Raw genomic sequence first — 16416 nt, forward strand, 5'->3', positions numbered from 1 at the left:
CACGCTCGGCTCCGCGCCCGATTCCGACGGCGCGGCGACTTCCGAAGGCACGGCGACCGCGGACACGTCCGCAGAAGGGGGAGCACGGTGACCGGCAACAAGGAGCTGGCCCAGCGCTGGCAGGGCGCGCTGATGAACAGCTACGGCGTCCCCCGGCTGCCCCTCGCCCGCGGTGAGGGCGTCCGGTTCTGGGACGCCGACGGCAAGGAGTACCTCGACTTCGTCGGCGGCATCGCCACCAACGCGCTGGGCACCGCCCACCCGGCGGTGGTCGAGGCGGTCACCCGGCAGATCGGGTCGCTCGGCCACATCTCCAACCTCTTCCTCGCCGAGCCGACCATCCAGCTCGCCGAGCGGCTGCTCCAGCACTTCGGGCGCCCGGGCCGGGTGTTCTTCGCCAACTCCGGCGCCGAGGCCAACGAGGCCGCCTTCAAGATCGGCCGGCTCACCGGCCGCACCCATGTGGTGGCCGCCCAGGGCGCCTTCCACGGCCGCACCATGGGCTCCCTCGCGCTCACCGGCCAGCCCGCCAAGCGCACCGCCTTCGAGCCGCTGCCCGGCGACGTCACCCACGTGCCGTACGGCGACGTGGCCGCGCTGCGCGCCGCGGTGAGCACCGACACCGCGATGGTGATCCTCGAACCCATCCTCGGCGAGTACGGCGTCGTGGTGCCGCCGGCCGGCTACCTCCAGGCGGCCCGGGAGATCACCGCGGCCACCGGGACGCTGCTGGTGCTCGACGAGGTGCAGACCGGCGTCGGGCGGACCGGCCACTGGTTCGAGTGCCTGGCGCAGGGCGTCGAGCCCGATGTCGTCACCCTCGCCAAGGGGCTCGGCGGCGGCCTGCCGCTCGGCGCCGCGGTTGCCTTCGGCCCGGCCGCCGACCTGATCACCCCCGGCAGCCACGGCACCACCTTCGGCGGCAACCCGGTCGCCTGCGCCGCCGCGCTGGCCGTGCTGGACACCATCGCGGCCGAGGATCTGCTCGACAACGTCAAGCGGCAGGGCGAGAAGCTGCGGCAGGGCGTGGAGGCGCTGAACCACCCGCTGGTCGATCATGTGCGCGGTTCCGGGCTGCTGATCGGTATCGTGCTCACCGAGCCGCTGTCCGCCAAGGTCGAACGGGCGGCGCAGGATGCCGGACTCCTGGTGAACGCGGCCGTGCCCGACGTGGTGCGGCTGGCGCCTCCGCTCGTCGTGGGCGACGCGGAGACCGACGCGTTCCTCCAGGCGCTGCCGGGTGTGCTCGACGAGGTGTACCGGGCCGCACAGGCCGACCGACCGGGAGAATGACGGAGATCCGTACGCGATGACCGAGCCGCAAGCGCATGGCGGGGGCCAGGCAGTCCCGCAGACCCGTACCGCACGCCACCGCAGGATCGTGGACCTGCTCGGGCGGCAACCGGTGCGGTCGCAGAGCCAGCTCGCGAAGCTGCTCGCCGACGACGGGCTGAGCGTCACCCAGGCGACGCTCAGCCGGGACCTCGACGAGCTCGGCGCGGTCAAGATCCGTACGAACGACGGTGAGTTGATCTACGCGGTGCCCTCCGAGGGAGGGTTCCGCACGCCGCAGGCGCCGCTGGGGGAGTCGGTCAAGGAGGAGCGGATGCGGCGGCTCGCCGCGGAGCTGCTGATCTCCGCGGAGGCGTCGGCGAACCTGGTGGTGGTCCGCACTCCGCCGGGTGCGGCCCAGTTCCTCGCGTCCGCGATGGACCAGGCCGAGGTCTACGACATCCTCGGGACGATCGCCGGCGACGACACCGTGGTCCTCATTTCACGGGACCCGGAGGGGGGCCAGAAGCTGGCCGACCACTTGCTGCGGCTCGCCCAAGGGGACTGACTCCCTCCGGCTGCCCCGCCCTGCGGGACGCCGGACCTTGTGGTCTCTCGCGGTTGCTCGCGCAGTTTCCCGCGCCCCTTCGGGGGCGCGGGTTTTTCTGCGTTCGGGACCTTGACCTGGCACTTTGACGTTTCATGCGGGGGAGTGCATACTTATACCAGTCAGAGGATGCATCGTAAGGAGAGACCCGTGACCGAGCGCGTCGTACTCGCCTACTCAGGCGGCCTGGACACCTCCGTCGCCATCGGCTGGATCGCCGAGGAGACCGGCGCCGAGGTCATCGCTGTCGCGGTCGACGTCGGCCAGGGCGGCGAGGACCTGGACGTGATCCGCAAGCGCGCGATCGCCTGCGGTGCCGTCGAGGCCGAGGTCGCCGACGCCAAGGACGAGTTCGCCGAGGAGTACTGCCTCCCGGCGATCCAGGCGAACGCGCTGTACATGGACCGCTACCCGCTGGTCTCCGCGCTGTCCCGGCCGGCCATCGTCAAGCACCTGGTCGCCGCCGCCCGCAAGCACGGCGCCGACACCGTCGCCCACGGCTGCACCGGCAAGGGCAACGACCAGGTCCGCTTCGAGGCCGGTATCGCCTCGCTCGCGCCGAGCCTGAACTGCATCGCCCCGGTCCGGGACTACGCGATGACCCGGGACAAGGCCATCGCGTTCTGCGAGGCGAAGAACCTCCCGATCGCCACCACCAAGAAGTCCCCGTACTCCATCGACCAGAACGTCTTCGGGCGGGCGGTCGAGACCGGCTTCCTCGAGGACATCTGGAACGCGCCGATCGAGGACATCTACGAGTACACCCAGGACCCGGCCGCCCCCCGGGAGGCCGACGAGGTCGTCATCACCTTCAAGCAGGGCGTCCCGGTCGCGATCGACGGCCAGGAAGTCACCGTCCTGGAGGCGATCCAGCAGCTCAACGTGCGGGCCGGCGCCCAGGGCATCGGCCGGATCGACATGGTCGAGGACCGGCTGGTCGGCATCAAGTCCCGGGAGATCTACGAGGCCCCCGGCGCGATCGCCCTGATCACCGCCCACCAGGAGCTGGAGAACGTCACCGTCGAGCGCGAACTCGCCCGCTACAAGCGGCAGGTCGAGCAGCGCTGGGGCGAACTGGTCTACGACGGCCTGTGGTTCTCCCCGCTCAAGCGGGCGCTGGACGGCTTCATCGCCGAGGCCAACAGCCACGTCTCGGGCGACATCCGGATGACCCTGCACGGCGGCCGGGCCGTCGTCAGCGGCCGGCGGTCGGACCAGTCGCTCTACGACTTCAACCTCGCCACCTACGACACCGGCGACAGCTTCGACCAGTCCCTGTCCAAGGGCTTCATCGAGCTGTTCGGCATGTCCAGCAAGATCGCCGCCAAGCGGGACCTGGACCAGTGACCGGCGGAGCCGCGGACGGCGGCACCGGCGGGCCGGACCTCAAGCTGTGGGGCGGCCGGTTCGCCGACGGGCCGTCCGCCGCGCTGGAGAAGCTGTCGGCGTCCGTGCACTTCGACTTCCGGCTCGCGCCGTACGACATCGCCGGCTCCCGGGCGCACGCCCGGGTGCTGCACCAGGCGGATCTGCTGACCGCGGACGAGCTGGACCGGATGATCGCCGGTCTTGACGCCCTGGAGGCCGACGTCGCCGCGGGCGCCTTCACCGGCACCATCGCCGACGAGGACGTGCACACCGCGCTGGAGCGCGGCCTGCTGGAGCGGGTCGGCCCCGACCTCGGCGGCAAGCTGCGGGCCGGCCGGTCCCGGAACGACCAGGTCGCCACGCTCTTCCGGATGTACCTGCGCGACCACGCCCGGATCGTCGGCGGCCTGATCGCCGACCTCCAGGACGCGCTGGTCGGCCTCGCCGAGGCACACCCGGACGCGGCGATGCCCGGCCGCACCCACCTCCAGCACGCCCAGCCGGTGCTCTTCGCCCACCACGTGCTCGCCCACGCCCAGGCGCTGTCCCGGGACGCGGAGCGGCTGCGGCAGTGGGACGAGCGCACCGCGGTCTCGCCGTACGGCTCCGGCGCGCTCGCCGGGTCCTCGCTCGGCCTGGACCCGGAGGCGGTCGCCCGCGACCTCGGCTTCGAGCACGGCAGCGCCGGCAACTCCATCGACGGCACCGCCTCGCGGGACTTCGTCGCCGAGTTCGCCTTCATCACCGCGATGATCGGGATCAACGTGTCCCGGATCGCCGAGGAGATCATCATCTGGAACACGAAGGAGTTCTCCTTCGTGACCCTGCACGACGCCTTCTCCACCGGCTCCTCGATCATGCCGCAGAAGAAGAACCCGGACATCGCCGAGCTGGCCCGCGGCAAGTCCGGCCGGCTGATCGGCAACCTCACCGGCCTGATGGCCACCCTCAAGGCGCTGCCGCTGGCCTACAACCGGGACCTCCAGGAGGACAAGGAGCCGGTCTTCGACTCCTGCGACCAACTGGAGGTGCTGCTCCCGGCGTTCACCGGCATGATGGCCACCCTCACCGTGCACGAGGAGCGGATGGCGGAGCTGGCCCCGGCCGGTTTCTCGCTGGCCACCGACATCGCCGAGTGGCTGGTCCGGCAGGGCGTCCCGTTCCGGGTCGCGCACGAGGTGGCCGGCGAGTGCGTCAAGGTGTGCGAGGCCGAGGGCATCGAACTCGACCAGCTCACCGACGAGCAGTTCGCCAAGATCTCCGCGCACCTGACCCCCCAGGTGCGTGACGTGCTCAACGTGCCGGGGGCGCTCGCCGCCCGCAACGGCCGCGGCGGCACCGCGCCCTCGGCGGTCGCCGTGCAACTCGCCGAGGTCAAGGCAGATCTGGCCGCGCAGCACGCCTGGGCGACGGCCAAGGACGGCACCGGGACGGGCGGCTCCGGCGCGTAGTCCGGGTCACTCCGGTTTGTAGGCGGGGCTGGGCGGCGGCACGAAGGAACTCGCGTTCGCCCCCAGCCACTGCTTCTCCAGCGCGGTCAGCGAACCGTCCTGCCGCATCCGCTCCAGCACTCCGTTGACGAAGCGCACGAAGTCCGTCTGGTCCTGGTGCATCGCGATGCCGTGCGGCTCGTCGGTGAAGCGCGGGCCGATCAGCTTGGTGTTCGGGTCCTGCGCGGCCAGCCCGATCAGGATCGTGTCGTCGGTGGAGACCGCGTCCACCTGGCCGAGCTGCATCAGCATCAGGCAGTCCGTCCAGTCCTTGACCGCCACCGGCACCACCGGGTGCTTCTTCAGCCCCTTCAGCGTGTCGATCGACGTGGTGCCCGAGGCCGCGCACACCCGCTTCCCGCCGAGGTCGTCGATGGACTTCGCGGTCGACGACCTCGGCACCAGCACGCGCTGGCCCGCGTCCAGGTAGTCGGTGGAGAACGCCACGGACTTCCACCGGTCGCAGTTGATCGTCATCGAGTCGATGACGATGTCCACCGACGACTGACGGGTCTTCGGGTCCGGCTGGAGCACGGAGAGCCGGGCGTCGGAGGAGATCGTCTTGAACTGGATACGGTTCGGCGAGCCGAACAGCGCGGTCGAGATCCGCTTCAGCAGCTCGATCTCGAAGCCGTCCAACTGCCCGGTGAGCGGGTTGCGGTAGCCGAACAGGTACGAGTTCTGGTCCACGCCCGCGATCAGCCGGCCGCGCTTGACGATCGCGGCCATCGTGGAACCGGCCGGCATGTGCCCGGGCCGCGGCAGCGCGCCCTGGGGGCGGTAGCTCTCCAGCGGGTGGCAGGACTGGTCGTCAGCCGGTGCCTGCGCGGGCACGTCGGCGGGTACCGCGCGTTCGGTGCTGTGCGCCCGTCTCCCGGTGGTGTCCGGCCCCGGGGGAGCGGCGCAGCCGCCCGCACCCAGGACACCCACCACCAGCAGTAACCCGGCGGCCGTGGCCGCCCCCGTTCCACGCCCTACCGCACCGACGACCACAGGGCCTCCTCCGCGTGACGTCACCCGTACCGCAAGTGACGTTCCCCGCGCCCCGGCGGTTCCTGTCCTGGCACCTGCCCCGCCGAAGGTACTCGGGGGCGGGCGTGGCTGGACCTGCCAGGCGAAGCACTGGGGGAGAACCGTTGCGCGACTCCCCACCGGCAAGCGGTCCCTCAACCGGCGGACGGGGGCCAACCCCGGAGGGTCAGGCGCACCCGGCTACGCGGCCTTGGCCTTGGTGGCGTAGATGTCGACGTACTCCTGGCCGCCGAGGTGCATCACCTGGGACATCACCTCGTCGGTGACCGCGCGCAGCACGTAGCGGTCGCGGTCCATGCCGTCGTAGCGGGAGAAGTCCAGCGGGGTGCCGAAGCGGACCTTCACCGGGGCGAGCCGCGGCATGCCGTTGCCGCCGGGCTGCACCTTGTCGGTGCCGATCATCGCGAACGGGACCACCGGGGCGCCGGTCATCAGCGCGAGCCGGGCGATGCCGGTGCGGCCGCGGTAGAGGCGGCCGTCGGGGGAGCGGGTGCCCTCGGGGTAGATGCCGAAGATCTTGCCCTCGTCCAGCACCCGGCGCCCGGTCATCAGGGCCGCCACACCGCCGCGGGCGCCGTCGCGGTCGACCGGGATCATGCCGCAGGTGGTGAAGAACCAGGCCATCAGCCGGCCCTTGACGCCCTTGCCCGTGACGTACTCGTCCTTGCCGATGAAGTAGACCTGCCGGTCGACCACCAGCGACAGGAACAGCGAGTCGATGAAGGTGACGTGGTTGCCCGCCAGGATCACCGGGCCGTCGGCCGGGATGTGCTCCACGCCCTCCACCACCGGGCGGTACAGCACACGCATCAGCACCAGCAGAATCGCCTTCAGCACGCTGCGGGACATGCGGGACAACGGACCCCTCCGGGCTCGTACGGACGTCAACCTGCGGACCGACCCTACCGGCCCGTACGTCTTGACGATACTTCCGCCAGGGCCCCCCGCGCACGCCGGGTTCACCCACCGGATACCGCGGGTCCGCGCAGGCCGCGACGCGTGTGCGCGGCGCCGGCGCGACCGGGCCGTCTTCCCGCGCACGCGGCGGGAGTTGGGAATCTCACAGGCGGGTGCCGCCCAGGTCGCGCCCCGGCGGCCGGTACGAGCCGGGGCCGGTCGTGAATCGGAGGGTTGAATCCCCGGTGGGACGGGGTAATGCACGGTAAACAGCCGACGTCCCGGTGTGCTTCCGGCCCGCCCTGGCGGCGCTGTGCCGGACACCGCAGCAGCGGTACCCGGCCGGTTCGTTTGTGCGATCATCGGCGCCAGCGGAGGCGACATCGAGCGCACATTCGTATCAACTCCGCACAGGCACACGTTCCGGGCGCCCACCACACCCTCACCCGCCCGGACGGATTTCGAAGGGGAGGCCCGCGCGACATGGGCATGAGCGTGACCATCTCTACGGCGAACCACGGTGACGCCGAGAAGATCCTGAAACTCCAGTACCTGTGCTATCAGGGCGAAGCCGAGCTCTACGGCGACTACACCATCGAACCGCTCACCCAGACCCTCGACGAACTGCGCGCCGAACTCGCCGGAGGCACCGTCCTCGTGGCGCGGCTCGGCGAGGAGGTCGTCGGTTCCGTCCGCGGTGCCGTCGACGACGACGGCACCGCCCGCATCGGCAAGCTCATCGTCCACCCGCGCCTGCAGCGGCACGGACTCGGCGGGCGCCTGCTCGCCGCACTCGAAGACCGCCTCGCCGCCGAAGCCGAGGCCAAGCGCTACCGCCTCTTCACCGGGCACCGCAGCCAGGTGCACCAGCGGATGTACCGCAAGCTGGGGTACGAACAGGTGGGCGTCGCGGAACCGGTCAACCGCCGGCTCAGCCTGGTGCACATGGAGAAGTCCGCACCGCAGCCGCCGGCCCCCGCCGGGAGCTACGCGGCCACCGCCTGACCCGCGCCGCCGCGGTCGGGCGCGCTACTCGCCGCCGGTCCCGGTCTGCCGTACAGGCGCCGTCTCCGCCCCCTGCCGGGCGGAGCGGCGCAGCCACAGCAGACCGGCGACCGGCAGCGCGATCGGCAGGAAGACATAGCCGATCCCGAAGTCGGACCACACGGTCGCGTCGGGGAAGGCCGAGGAGTCGACGACGGTCAGGATGCCCACGGTGATCACCCCGAGCAACTCCGCCGAGCAGGAGACCAGGGCCACCTTGCGGGCCGACTCGCCGCCCCGCCACAGCGCCACGGTGATCACCGCGTAGACGACTCCGGCCACCCCGGACAGCACGTACGCCAGCGGCGCCTCGTGGAACTTCGTGCTGAGCTGCACGATCGAGCGGGACAGCGCGGCCACCGTGAAGACCCCGTACAGCGACAGCAGCAGCCGCCCGGGTCCGGTGCCGATCTTCGCCTGCTCCGCCGGCGCCGGCGCCGGCGCTGCCTCCTGCGGAGCGGTTCGCGGAGCCGTTTGCGGGGTCGTCCGCGCTGCCGCCGTCTCGGCCGCCGGCTGGGGTGACGTCACGTCGCTGCCTTCCACTGTGTTCCCGGTGGTGTTACCGGTGCTGCCCTCAGCCATGTCCCGCTCCCCAGATCTGGTCCAGCCGCAGCTCCAGCACGGCCAGGATCACCCCGCCCGCCGCGACGATCGCCGAGCCCCAACGGGTGCGCTCCGCGAGCGACATGACCGCCGCCGCCGGGATCGCGCAGACCGCGCCGATCAGGTACGGCACGAACACCGCCAGCCCGTGCTCCGGCCGGTCCCCCCGGGTGAGCTGGACGATGGAGATCACCAGCTGGACCAGGACCGCGAGGGTGACCACGGCCATCCCGGCGAAGTGCCAGTCCTTCGTCGCCGAGTCGCGGTACGCGGCCCAGCCGCACCACGCCGCGAGCAGCAGCGCGAGCACGGAGACCGTCCAGATGACCCAATCGAGCATGCGACGACTGTATTACGGGCGCCGAACCGCTCTCGCTCCCGGGTGACCGGGTACCCTGCCCCCTGCTCCGCCCCTGCTCAGCGGTGCCGCGCCCAGTACACGTCCGTGGTGTACGGCATCTCGATCGCACCGCTGCCCCGCGTCGCGTCGTGCGCGCTCAGCACCGCCTGGAGCTCCGCCCGCACCCGCTCCTGCCGGGCCGGGTCGAGCACGGCTATGTGGCTGGACGACATCATCCGCTCCACCACGTCGGCCACGGTCGTGGAGTGCGGGTTCGGCCAGTGCCGCTCCTCGATCGCGCCCCAGCCCGGGCGGGCGGCGAAAGCCTCGCGCCAGGCGCGGGCGGGGTCGCCGGGCGCCTCCAGGCCGGCCCCCGCGGCCGGAACCGGACCGGAGGGCGTCCGCCTACCCGCACCCGCACTGCCCGGGCCCGAGGCCAGCGGGGGGCTGGGCAGGTCGCGCGGGGCGAGCCGGAAGTAGATGTCCTGGTAGTCCCGCACCCACGGCACCGACGTGTCGTAGGTGTTCCACACCAGCACCAGCGCGCCGCCCGGCCGCAGCAGCCGCTCGACCTCCGCCAGCGCCCGGTCCGCCTCGAACCAGTGCCAGGACTGCGCCGCCACCACCGCGTCCGCGCACCCCGCCCGCAACCCGCTGTCCTCCGCGGTGCCCGCGGTCACCGCCACCCCGGGCAGCAGCTCGGCCAGCCGCTCGCGCATCTCCGCGACCGGCTCCACCGCGAGCACCTCGGCCCCGGTCAGCGCCAGCAGCCGGGTGAACTTGCCGGTGCCCGCCCCCAGATCGACCACGGTACGGCCCCGCTCCAGCGGCAGCGCGTCCGCGAGGGCGGCGAGCGCCGCGAGCGGGTAGGAGGGCCGGGAGCGCTCGTAGACCCCCGCGGCCCGCTGATAGCCGACTCCTGCTGCGTGGTGCACTCTCACGCGGGCTGACGGTAGCAGGATCGGATGACGTTCACGGATACCAGGACCGAACGGCGGGACACCCGGTCGCCCGCCCATTCCCCCTACCCTGGAAGCGAGTTCACCCGCGCCGCCCGCGCCACGCCGCCGCACCGCGCCCACCCTGCCCGGCGCGCGCCGGGCGCGATACTGCATGCTGTGCAATCCACCCATGCCCTGGTTACGGAGCACGAATGACCTCCACCTTTCCGGACATCTCACTCAGTACGGACCGGCTGGTGCTGCGCCCGTACGACGAGGACGACATCCCCGCACTCGTGGAGATGATGAACGACGACCTGATCGCGGCGTGGACGAACATGCCCCAGCCGTACACCGCGGCGGACGCGCGGGACTTCGTCACCCGGACCGCGCCCGCCGAACGCGAGCAGGGCCGCGGGTTGGTGCTGGCCGTCACCGAGATGCTCACCCAGCGGCTGGTCGGCACCGTCACGCTCCAGCACACGGACTGGCGTATCCGCGGCACCGAGGCCGGGTACCTCACCGCCCACTGGGCCCGCGGCGAGGGATACGCCTGCGAGTCCGTGCTCACCGTGTGCCGCTGGCTCTTCCGGGAGCAGGGCTTCGAACGGGTCGAGCTGCGCACCGCCGCGGACAACACCGCGTCGCAGCAGGTCGCCCAGAAGATCGGGTGCGTCAGCGAAGGGGTGCTGCGCAGCGCGGGGATCGTCCGGGCCCGGCCCGACGCGGACCCCGCCGGGGCGTGGACCGAGGTCCGTACCGACCTGCTGGTGTGGAGCTTGCTCCGGGAGGACCTCGACTACCCGGGGGACCTTGGCGGGTCGGCCGGCGCCGGGCGCCGTGCGGATGCCGGTGCGGCGAACTACGCGGACGACTACACCGCCTTCGCGGACTGGCGCTGACGCTTCAACGGGACCGCCCGGGGTGCCCGTCGGCGTTTCCGCCCGGATCTTGCGGTAAGCGGGGGTTGGGCGCGCAGTTCCCCGCGCCCCTTCGGCTACGCGCCGTTGTGGTCGAGTCAAGTGCCCGGCCGCAGGCCGGTGGTCTGCTGCGCGCGCGGTTCTCCCCGAGGGCTTCGCCTGGGAGGTACCCCCACGCGCCCCTGGGTGCTTGGCCTTCTGTTCGGGGAAGAAGCCGCACATACTCGGGGGCGCGGGGAACTGCGCGCGCAACCCGTCACCGGCAGGTGGTCCCCGAACCGACAGCACCGACCACCCTGGAGGGTCAGGGGCGGGTTAAGGTTTGGCGGGACCCTCACACGCCATGGAGGCAGACGACGATGGCCGACCGGGTCACCGTGATCGGATGGGACGGCTCGCCGCTGTCCGGCGCGGCGCGGGCCGCGCTCGACGCCGCCACGCTCGTGGCCGGCACCCGCCACCACCTCGCGCTGCCGTACGTCCCGAAGGGCGCCGAGCAGATCGTGCTCGGCAGTATCGACATCGCGGCCCGCCGGGTCGCCGGGCACCGCGGCACCGCGGTGGTGCTCGCCGACGGCGACCCGGGTTTCTTCGGCGTCGTCCGGGCGCTGCGGGCACCCGAACTCGGCCTGGAGGTCGAGGTCGTCCCCGCCGTCTCCGCGGTCGCGCGCGCCTTCGCCCGGGCCGGGATGCCGTGGGACGACGCGCGCGTGGTCGTCGCGACCAGCCGCACCCTGCGCCGGGCGGTGAACGTCTGCCGCGCCAGCGCGAAGGTCGCCGTGCTCACCGCGCCGGGCGCCGGCCCCGCCGAACTCGCCCTGATGCTCACGGGAGTCCACCGCACCTTCGTGATCTGCGAGGCACTGGGCACCGAGCACGAAGAGGTGTCCGTCCTCACCTCCGACAAGGTCGCCGACCACATATGGCGCGACCCGAACGTGGTGCTGGTGGTCGGCGGGATCTCCGCCCCGGGACAGGGCATCGCCGCGCTGGGCGGCCCCGCCACCCACTCCGGCGGCGGCTGGATCGCCGGCCGCGACCCCGGTTTCCCCGGCGCCGTGCGCGGCTGGGCGCTGCCCGCGGCCGAGTACGGCGGCCACCTCCCGGCGGAGCTGCGCGCCTTCCAACTCGCCCGGCTCGGCCCGCGGGCCGGGGACCTGGTGTGGGACATCGGCGCCGCCGACGGCTCGCTCGCGGTGGAGGCGGCCGGTTTCGGTGCCGCCGTCATCGCGGTGGACCGCGACGCCGACGCGTGCGACTGGATCACCGCGACCGCCCGCCGAACCGGGGTGCAACTCCAGGTCGTGCACGGCACCGCGCCGACCGCGCTGGAGGACCTGCCCGAGCCCGACGTGGTCCGGATCGGCACCGCCGACCCCGAGGTCGCCGCCGCCTGCGCGGCCCGCCGGCCCGAGCGGATCGTCACCGCGGCCGGCAACCGGGACCAGGCCGAGGCGATCACCCAGGCACTGTCCGAAGGCGGTTACGACGTGGAGCGCACCCTGCTCCAATCGGTCGAACTGGACAGCGACTGGGCCGAGCGTGAGCGATCGGTGAGCTTCGCGCTCTGTGGTTCCCGGCGCTGACCGCCGGCCGCCAACAAGCCGTCCGCAGGCCCCTGTTCGGGGGCTCCGCGCAACCCCCCCGACAAGGTCGCCGAGACGGGTGCGAAAGACGTTTCCCCTGGTGGCAGCGGTACTTACCAGGCGGGTGTGAGATACGTCCCGAGGTGCGGACTACCGGCCTGACCGCGGCCGTGCCCAAGGTAGGCTGACGGATCGTTGTGCCGTCATCACACGTTGACGGGCCGTCGAGCAGTGCGGGCGCCCGTGTCCGACGTGCCGCATACCGGACCCGCTCGTTGTTGTAGGGAGAGGGTCGGGTCGGGCAGGGCGCAGCGGCTGGAAGGAGCGAAACCGATGGGCGAGGGGCACGCATGACGGACACCGGTCAGATCCCCGGCGAGGGGCTGCCGGAGAACGCTGGCGCGGACACAGGCGCCGAAGCGCTTCTCCCGCCGCACACGGCCTTCCCCGGCAACGGCGCGCCGCCGCAGCCGGATTGGGGGACCGCGCCCGCGAGCGAGCAGCCCGCGCCCGGATACGCGTACCTCGACCACCCGGCGCCGCCCGGCGCGGTGCTCGACGACGAGGACGACGTGCTGCTGATGCCAGGGCCGCAGGGCTCTTGGAGCGACCCGCAGCCGGTGCCGGCGCCCGCGCCCGTACCGGCGCAGCAGCCCGCGCACTTCCAGAACGGGCAGCACCCGCAGGCGGTCTCCTTGCAGCAGCCGTCGATGGATCTGCCGATCTCCGTGGAGGTGCCGGTCGAGGTGCCGCTGGAGACGATGGCGCCGCCGGTGCTCGGGAACGGCGCGCAGGTCTTCGTCGCCCAGCAGCCGCAGCAAGCCCAGTACGTCCAGCCGCAGCAGGGCGGTCCCGGACTGGACCTCACCGCGTACCCCGACCCCGCCGCCGCGCAGGCCGGCGACGGCGAAGGGGCCGCGGGCGTACCGCCGGTGGCGGCCCAGGCCGAACCCGCCGACGGCGACGCGGCACAGCAGCAGCCCGCCGCACCCGGGTGGAACGCGCCCCACGAGGCGCCCGCGGTGCCCCAGCAGGCCGCCGTGCCCCGCCGTCCTCTGCACATGGGCCCGCCGGTGACCGACACGCCCAGCGGCGGCGTCTCCGTACGGTCGCTCGCCGACCGCGGACCCGCGGTGACCGTGGCCGGGCCGCCGACGTCCGGCCCGGAGTACCTCGACGTGCCGCGCGACGACGTGAACGGCATCCCCGCGCAGCAGACCGGTGAACCCGGTGCCGCCGCGGTCGTCACCCCGGGCAGCCCGTGGCCCGCCGCGCCCGGCGACGCCTCGCAGCAGTCGTTGATCCCGCGCGCGGACAGCGTGCCGCGTCCGGCCGATGCCGCGATCCCGGTGCAGGGCGCGGTCACCGCGCCGCAGGCGACCGAGGCGGCCGCGCAGCAGCCGCAGCAGGAGCAGCCCCAGCAGCAGGAACAGCCGGAGCAGCCGCAGAGCGAGGTGGCCCAGAGCGTGGTGGCCGCCGCCGAGCCGGTCCCGGCTGAGGCCGAGGCGGCTGAGGCCGACGCGGCTCAGGCCGAACCGCCGGTCGAGGCGCAGGCCGAACCGCAGACGGAGGCGGTCGCGCAGGAGCAGGAGCAGGCACAGCCGCAGGCAGCGGTCGTCGCGCCGCAGGTCGTGGCCGAGGCCGAACCGGCCGCGACAGCGCAGCCCGTGGCGGAGGCGCCCGCCCCTGCCCCCGCACCCGCCGCGCAGGCCGTCCCGGCCACGCCCGAGCCGGTCGTACCCGCGCAGGGCGGCCCGGTCGCCTCGCAGGGTGGCGGCTTCGCGGTGCCCCAGCCGCCGGAGCAGTCGGAGCAGGCCGCCGTGCAGGCAGCCGCCGCGCCGGTTCCGGCGGCGGTCGCGACCGCCGCCCAGGCCGCACCCGAGGCCGTCGCGGAACCCGCGCCGCAGGTCGTGGCCGAGGCCGAACCGGTCCCGGCCGCACCGGAGGTGGCCCCGACGGCGGAGGCACCCGCGCCCGCCGCCGCACCCGCACCCGCACCCGAATCCGTACCGGCGGCTGTCGCCGAGACGGACGCCGAAGCCCCCACCGAGCAGGCGCCGGAGCAGGAGCCCGCGCCCGCCGCGGACCCCGCCGCCGCTGAGCAGGCCGCGGCTGCCGCCCCCGGCCGAGGCCGCCGCGGCAAGCGCCGGGCCGCCCCGGCGCCGGAGGACGCCGAGCCGGTCCAGCAGCCCGAACCGCAGCCGGTGGCAGCGCAGTCCGCGCCGCAGCCCGCACCGGAGGCCGCACCCGAGGTCGTGGTCGTCCCGGCCCCGGCCTCGGCTCCCGTCGCCGAAGCCGAGCCGGAGGCCGAAGCCGTCGCCGAGCCCGTTGCCGTACCGGCCGCGGCGCCCGTCGCCGCCGAGGACGTACCCGCCGCGCAGGCGGACCAGGGCGAGGAGCCCGCGGCGCCCGCGGAGCCGGACGTGTCCGAAGCACCCGAGCCCGCGCAGGCAGAGGAGCCCGGGGAGCCCGAGGAGGCCCCGGCCGCCGCCGCGCCCGCGTCGCAGGGGTCCGCCGCGGAGCCGTACGACCCGGCCGTGCGCGACGCCGTCCACCGGGTGATCCGGGAGCGGCGCGACATCCGCAACGGTTTCCGGTCCGACCCGATCCCGCACGACGTGCTGCTGCGGGTGCTGGAGGCGGCGCACACCGCGCCCAGCGTCGGCCACTCCCAGCCGTGGGACTTCGTGGTGATCCGCTCGGAGAAGACCCGCGAGAAGATGCACGAGCTGGCGATGGCCCAGCGCGAGGCGTACGCCAAGTCCCTGCCCAAGGCGCGGGCCCGGCAGTTCCGCGAGCTGAAGATCGAGGCGATCCTCGACACCCCGGTGAACATCGTGGTCACCGCCGACCCGACCCGCGGCGGCCGGCACACCCTCGGCCGGCACACCCAGCCGCAGATGGCGCCGTACTCCTCCGCGCTCGCCGTGGAGAACCTCTGGATCGCCGCCCGCGCGGAAGGGCTCGGCGTCGGCTGGGTCAGCTTCTTCGACGAGCGCCAGATGGTCGCCGAACTCGGCCTGCCCGAGCACCTGGAGGTCGTCGCCTACCTGTGCGTCGGGTATGTCGACGAGTTCCCGGAGGACCCCGAGCTGATGCAGGCGGGCTGGTCGCAGCGCCGCCCGCTGTCCTGGGTCGTCCACGACGAGGAGTACGGCAACCGCGCGCTGCCCGGCGAGGAGCCGCACGACCTGCTGGAGGAGACCCTGCGGGGTATCCGCCCGCTGGACGCGAAGGCGCTCGGCGAGGCGTGGGAGCGGCAGAAGCGGATGACCAAGCCGGCCGGCGCGCTGGGCATGCTGGAGATCATCTCCGCGCAGCTCAGCGGGTTGTCCCGGCAGTGCCCGCCGCCGATCCCCGAGCCCGCCGCGGTCGCGGTGTTCGCCGGCGACCACGGCGTGCACGCCCAGGGCGTGACCGCCTGGCCGCAGGAGGTCACCGGCCAGATGGTGGCCAACATCCTCGGCGGCGGAGCGGTCTGCAACGCCTTCGCCAACCAGGTCGGCGCCGAGGTCTGCGTCATCGACGTCGGTGTCGCCTCCGAACTGCCCGCCACCCCGGGGCTGTTGCCGCGCAAGGTACGGCCCGGCACCGACGACTTCACCGCCGGTCCGGCGATGAGCCGCGAGGACGTGCTCAAGGCGATCGAGGTCGGCATCGAGACCGCGCGCGACCTGGTGGCCGCGGGCAACAAGGCGCTGCTGACCGGCGAGATGGGCATCGCCAACACCACCGCGTCCGCCGCGATCGTCTCCGTCTACACCGGTGCGGACCCCGCGGAGGTCACCGGGCGCGGCACCGGCATCAACGACGAGATGCACGCCCGCAAGATCGACGTCGTCCGGCGCGCGCTCGACCTGCACCGGCCCGACCCGGGCGACCCCGTCGCCGTCCTCACAGCCGTCGGCGGGCTCGAACACGCCGCGATGGTCGGGCTGTTGCTCGGCGCCGCCGCCCTGCGTACGCCCGTCATCCTCGACGGGGTCAGTGCCGGCGCGGCCGCGCTGGTCGCCCGCGCGATCGCCCCCGAGGTGCTCGCCGCGTGCATCGCCGGTCACCGCAGCGCCGAGCCCGGGCATGTCGCCGCGCTCACCACGCTCGGGTTGCGGCCGCTGGTCGACCTCGATCTGCGGCTCGGTGAGGGGACGGGTGCGCTGCTCGCGCTTCCGCTGGTCCAGAGCGCGGCCCGGGTGATGCACGAGGTCGCCACGTTCGACGCCGCGGGCGTCACCGAAAAGGGGTAATCGGGTCCCCGTCGCTACGACTCCCGGCCCGTCCCCGGGCCCCTGAACACGGGCTGTTCCCCGCTGCGCCCC

13 protein-coding genes are annotated in these 16416 nt (G+C 73.3%); 8 read left to right on the forward strand and 5 right to left on the reverse strand.

The genetic code is table 11. The features are described 5' to 3' along the window. Positions 1–87: 87 nt before the first annotated feature. The 4 genes from OG896_RS33855 to argH all read left to right on the forward strand — a co-directional run bounded on the left by OG896_RS33855 (position 88) and on the right by argH (position 4698). A complete protein-coding gene (locus OG896_RS33855) occupies positions 88–1293 on the forward strand; it encodes an acetylornithine transaminase (RefSeq protein WP_329371473.1) in 1206 nt (401 codons plus the stop codon). Positions 1294–1309: 16 nt separating this feature from the next. Next, complete coding sequence (locus OG896_RS33860; protein WP_329371474.1) at positions 1310–1840, forward strand: arginine repressor; 531 nt, start codon at positions 1310–1312, stop codon at positions 1838–1840. Between the two features lie 189 nt (positions 1841–2029). Then, the gene (locus OG896_RS33865; RefSeq protein WP_328461664.1) at positions 2030–3226 is read left to right on the forward strand and encodes an argininosuccinate synthase; all 1197 of its coding nucleotides are present in this window, start codon (positions 2030–2032) and stop codon (positions 3224–3226) included. Then, a complete protein-coding gene (gene argH / locus OG896_RS33870) occupies positions 3223–4698 on the forward strand; it encodes an argininosuccinate lyase (protein ID WP_329371476.1) in 1476 nt (491 codons plus the stop codon). The genes OG896_RS33865 and argH overlap by 4 nt, the downstream gene beginning before the upstream one ends. 6 nt (positions 4699–4704) lie before the next feature. Here argH and OG896_RS33875 read toward each other — a convergent pair whose 3' ends face one another. Next, positions 4705–5670: a glutamate ABC transporter substrate-binding protein gene (locus OG896_RS33875; RefSeq protein ID WP_329371478.1), complete on the reverse strand. Its 966-nt coding sequence runs from the start codon at positions 5668–5670 to the stop codon at positions 4705–4707. 279 nt (positions 5671–5949) lie between these two features. After that, on the reverse strand, positions 5950–6618 hold the full coding sequence (locus tag OG896_RS33880; protein ID WP_329371480.1) for a lysophospholipid acyltransferase family protein: 669 nt from the start codon (positions 6616–6618) through the stop codon (positions 5950–5952). 531 nt (positions 6619–7149) lie between these two features. Here OG896_RS33880 and OG896_RS33885 point away from each other — a divergent pair. Then, positions 7150–7671 carry a GNAT family N-acetyltransferase gene (locus OG896_RS33885; RefSeq protein WP_329371482.1) on the forward strand — a complete coding sequence of 174 codons (522 nt, stop codon included), beginning with the start codon at positions 7150–7152 and terminating at the stop codon, positions 7669–7671. A gap of 24 nt (positions 7672–7695) precedes the next feature. Here OG896_RS33885 and OG896_RS33890 read toward each other — a convergent pair whose 3' ends face one another. The 3 genes from OG896_RS33890 to OG896_RS33900 all read right to left on the reverse strand — a co-directional run bounded on the left by OG896_RS33890 (position 7696) and on the right by OG896_RS33900 (position 9594). Next, positions 7696–8121 (reverse strand): hypothetical protein, encoded by a 426-nt coding sequence (locus tag OG896_RS33890; protein ID WP_329374438.1) that lies wholly within the window; start codon positions 8119–8121, stop codon positions 7696–7698. 163 nt (positions 8122–8284) lie between these two features. Beyond that, entirely contained in the window at positions 8285–8653 is a 369-nt protein-coding gene (locus OG896_RS33895; RefSeq protein ID WP_329371484.1) for a hypothetical protein, read from the reverse strand. A gap of 77 nt (positions 8654–8730) precedes the next feature. Continuing rightward, positions 8731–9594 carry a class I SAM-dependent methyltransferase gene (locus tag OG896_RS33900; RefSeq protein ID WP_329371486.1) on the reverse strand — a complete coding sequence of 288 codons (864 nt, stop codon included), beginning with the start codon at positions 9592–9594 and terminating at the stop codon, positions 8731–8733. Positions 9595–9806: 212 nt separating this feature from the next. Here OG896_RS33900 and OG896_RS33905 point away from each other — a divergent pair, with 212 nt between their 5' ends. The 3 genes from OG896_RS33905 to cobT all read left to right on the forward strand — a co-directional run bounded on the left by OG896_RS33905 (position 9807) and on the right by cobT (position 16344). Further along, entirely contained in the window at positions 9807–10496 is a 690-nt protein-coding gene (locus tag OG896_RS33905; RefSeq protein ID WP_329371488.1) for a GNAT family N-acetyltransferase, read from the forward strand. A gap of 377 nt (positions 10497–10873) precedes the next feature. Continuing rightward, entirely contained in the window at positions 10874–12100 is a 1227-nt protein-coding gene (gene cbiE, locus OG896_RS33910) for a precorrin-6y C5,15-methyltransferase (decarboxylating) subunit CbiE (protein WP_329371490.1), read from the forward strand. A gap of 350 nt (positions 12101–12450) precedes the next feature. Further along, positions 12451–16344 carry a nicotinate-nucleotide--dimethylbenzimidazole phosphoribosyltransferase gene (gene cobT, locus OG896_RS33915; protein WP_329371492.1) on the forward strand — a complete coding sequence of 1298 codons (3894 nt, stop codon included), beginning with the start codon at positions 12451–12453 and terminating at the stop codon, positions 16342–16344. Positions 16345–16416 lie beyond the last annotated feature (72 nt).

It is taken from the genome of Streptomyces sp. NBC_00669 (assembly GCF_036226785.1).
Classification (GTDB): domain Bacteria; phylum Actinomycetota; class Actinomycetes; order Streptomycetales; family Streptomycetaceae; genus Actinacidiphila.